The organism is Thalassospira sp. UBA1131 (assembly GCF_002311515.1).
In the GTDB taxonomy this organism is placed as follows: domain Bacteria; phylum Pseudomonadota; class Alphaproteobacteria; order Rhodospirillales; family Thalassospiraceae; genus Thalassospira.
In genome coordinates, this window is the sequence record NZ_DCAO01000120.1 from 74,080 (window position 1) to 77,705 (window position 3,626).

General features: G+C 59.0%; 3 protein-coding genes. All 3 read left to right on the forward strand.

The genetic code is table 11. From position 1 onward, the window contains the following. Nucleotides 1-131 precede the first annotated feature (131 nt). Nucleotides 132-1,751 (forward strand): ABC transporter ATP-binding protein, encoded by a 1,620-nt coding sequence (locus tag B3Z49_RS20395; protein WP_120223731.1) that lies wholly within the window; start codon nucleotides 132-134, stop codon nucleotides 1,749-1,751. After that, nucleotides 1,748-2,653 carry a 2-hydroxyacid dehydrogenase gene (locus B3Z49_RS20400; protein WP_296994298.1) on the forward strand — a complete coding sequence of 302 codons (906 nt, stop codon included), beginning with the start codon at nucleotides 1,748-1,750 and terminating at the stop codon, nucleotides 2,651-2,653. The genes B3Z49_RS20395 and B3Z49_RS20400 overlap by 4 nt, the downstream gene beginning before the upstream one ends. A 26-nt stretch (nucleotides 2,654-2,679) precedes the next feature. After that, nucleotides 2,680-3,626 (forward strand): amidase (locus tag B3Z49_RS20405; RefSeq protein WP_296994300.1); only part of this gene is annotated, 947 nt, incomplete at its 3' end.

Here is a 3,626-nt window from a genome sequence, read left to right on the forward strand (position 1 = left end):
GTCATCCGCACCAGCTGGTGGCTCAGCTTCTTCCCCGGCATTGCCATCGTGATCACCGTTTTGGCGCTCAACCTGATCGGTGAGGGGCTCAATGATGCCTTCAATCCGCATCTGTCGCGAAAGGGCAAAGCATGAGTGCGACACTGACAATTGAACGGCTGACAATCGGCCTGCCCGAGGGCGCAGACCGCCCCTTCGCGGTCGAAAATGTCAGCTTCGACATCGACAAGGGACAGATCCTTTGCGTGGTGGGCGAATCCGGCTCTGGCAAGTCAATGACGGCCAATGCCCTGATGGGGCTGCTCCCGCAAGGGGTAGAAGTCAAATCCGGCCGGGCCATGTTCGAAGCCCGCGATGTCCTGCGCCTGCCCGAAGTTGAAAAGCAGGCCCTGCGCGGTGCCCAGATCGCCATGATCTTTCAGGAACCGATGACCGCACTCAACCCGTTGATGCGCATTGGTGATCAGATTTCCGAGGTGTTTGCCGCACACGGTCTTTATACCCAGTCCGAACGCCGCAAACGTGCATTGGACCTTGTCCGTGAAGTCGGGCTTCCCGACCCGGAAAAAATCATCCGCGCCTATCCGTTTCAGCTTTCGGGTGGCCAACGCCAACGCGCGATGATTGCCATGGCATTGGCGCTGGAGCCCAAACTCCTGATCGCCGATGAACCGACAACAGCCCTTGATGTCACCACCCAGGCACAGATCCTGAAGCTTATTCTCGATCTGCGCAAAAAGCGTGGCATGGCGGTCATGTTCATCACCCACGACTTTGGCGTGGTTGCCGAAATCGCCGATCAGGTGATTGTCATGCGCGAAGGCAAGGTTGTTGAGCGCGGTGATGCGGCATCGGTTCTTGATAACCCGCAGCACGAATATACCAAACGTCTGCTCGATGCTATTCCAACCGGAAAACTTCTGGAAGCTCGCCAATTAAGCGATACACCTGCGCTTGAAATCAAAAACCTGCGGAAAACCTTCCGGACGGGCGGTGGATTGTTCAAGCCCGTACGTGAAGTTCATGCGGTCGATGATGTCTCGCTTACGGTGGCGCGTGGCGAGGTGCTTGGTCTGGTGGGAGAATCCGGGTCGGGCAAGTCGACATTGGGCCGAACAGCAGTTCGGCTGGTGACACCCGATGGCGGCCACGTCATGGTTGGTGGCGTTGATCTTGCCGCACTGTCAGAGGAAGAACTCCGCCGTCAGCGCAACAAGGTCCAGATGGTTTTTCAGGATCCCTATGCGTCGCTTAATCCGCGCCAACGGATCATGAGTGCGCTGACAGATGGCCCGATCAACCGTGGCGTGCCCAAGGAACAGGCACAGGCCAAAGCCCGCGAACTGCTTGAAATTGTCGGCCTTGGTGCCGATGCCGCCATGCGCTATCCGCACGAATTTTCAGGCGGGCAACGCCAACGCATCGGGATTGCCCGTGCACTTGCCATGGAACCGGAACTGATCATTGCCGATGAAGCCGTTTCGGCACTTGATGTGTCGATCCAGGCACAGGTGCTTGATCTGCTGCGTGATTTGCGTGAACGCCTGTCTTTGTCGATCCTGTTCATCACCCATGATCTGCGGGTTGCGGCACAGCTTTGCGATCGCATTGCCGTAATGCAAAAGGGCAAGCTGGTTGAAATTGGTCGGGTCGATGAAATCTTCCTGTCGCCCAAACAGGAATATACCCGTCAACTTCTCGCCGCCGTTCCCGGTGCGGACTGGGCCCAAACCGAAGAAGTGCCAGCATGATTGGCGTTCTGTCTTGTAGCAAAGTCGATTTGCGGGGCATTTACGGCCCGCATTTCGATGCCCTGGCACCCGAACTGGACCTGCGCCTGCCCGGCGAGATCGACCGGCCCGAAGATGTCAGCTTCATGGTCACCTTTGTCCCGGCGCCTGATGCCTTTACGCGCTATCCGAATTTGCGCGCGATCTATTCGGTGGGGGCCGGTATTGATGCCATCATGGCGTGCCCGTCCTTGCCACCGGGTGTGCCGATCCATCGGGTAGAAGACCCGGATCAGGCGCTTCAAATGGCCGGTTTCGCCACGTTCCATGTGCTTTGGCACCATCGCAATATGGGCAATCTTCTGGCCAATCAGAAAATCGCGCACTGGGAACGCCAGCTGACCGGACTATCGCCGCGTGCAAAGCGCATTGGTGTTCTGGGCTTTGGTCTGATGGGGCGCGCGGTGGCAAGGGCGCTGGTGGCGCTTGGCTATCCGGTGGCAAGCTATTCCCGTTCCGCCCCAAAGCCACCCGAAGACGGGGTAACGCATTATATCGATGGCGCGTTTGATGAATTTCTCGCCCAAAGCGACATCCTGATCAATGTCCTGCCGCTCACTGATCAGACCAAGGGACTTTTGGGCGCAGAAAATCTGGCAAAATTGCCAAAGGGTGCCGCCCTGATCCATCTTGGCCGGGGTGGGCAGGTCGATGAAACCGCCCTTGTTGATGCCCTTGATCGTGGGCATTTGTCGGGCGCGTCGCTCGATGTGTTTGAAGCCGAACCCCTGCCGGCCGGACATCCGTTTTGGCACCATCCCAAGGTTTTTGTCACCCCCCATGTCGCCAGCATTTGCGAACCAAAGGCGACCGTTCTGTCGATCCGTCGGAACCAGCTTCAGTCCGAGCCGATGACAGCTTAACTCAAACCCATAAGGTAGCGCCCCACATGACCAGCGATCCGAATTCCCTGTCTGCCCGCGAATTGGCCCGCCGCATCAAAAGCCGCGAAATACGCGCCACCACGGTCATTCGCCAAATGCTTGATCGTGTGGCGCGGGTCAATCCGGCCATCAACGCCATCGTTCAGGATTGCGCAGATGACGCCATGCAAGAGGCAGAGCTGCTTGATGCCCGCATCGAGGCCGGGGACGCGGTCGGTCCCTTGGCGGGCGTCCCGGTCACGATCAAGGTCATCTCCGATCAGGCGGGCTACGCCACCACCAATGGCACGACGCTGGCCGCCGATCTGATCGCAACCCAGGACAGCCCGTTTTTGCGCAACATGCGCAGCAAGGGCGCGATTGTGATTGGCCGCACCAACACACCGGCCTTTTCCTATCGCTGGTTTACCTCCAACAAGGAGCATGGCACGACGCTTAATCCCCATAACCCGGCCCTGACACCGGGTGGATCCTCCGGCGGTGCGGGTGCTGCCACATCGGCCGGATTGGGCCATATCGGCCATGGTACGGATATCGCGGGTTCCGTGCGCTACCCGGCCTATGCCTGCGGCATTCAGGGATTGCGCCCGACCCATGGCCGCATTCCGATGTTCAACCAGACCGGCGGTGATCGTCCGATTGGCGCACAATTGATGGCGGTATCAGGGCCACTGGCACGCAGGGTTGATGACCTGCGGCTCGGGCTTGAAGGCATGGCGGGCTATTCCCCCGATGATCCCTGGAGTGTGCCGATGCCGCTTCGCGGCCCCGATTTTGCCAAGCGTGTCGCCCTTGTCACCCATCCCGGCGGGATTGATACCGATCCGCGCATTCTGGCTGATCTCGAACGTGCCGCCGAGATTTTCCGTGCCGCAGGCTGGACCGTCGAAACCCCGGAAATCCCCGAAATTCGCGAGGCCGTCGATCTTCAGATCGACCTTTGGCTTTCGGA

Excerpts from the sequence above, each read along its gene's own strand:
- B3Z49_RS20395 (WP_120223731.1), top strand. The coding sequence starts at position 132 with ATGAGTGCGACACTGACAATTGAACGGCTGACAATCGGCCTGCCCGAG.
- B3Z49_RS20400 (WP_296994298.1), top strand. The coding sequence starts at position 1,748 with ATGATTGGCGTTCTGTCTTGTAGCAAAGTCGATTTGCGGGGCATTTAC.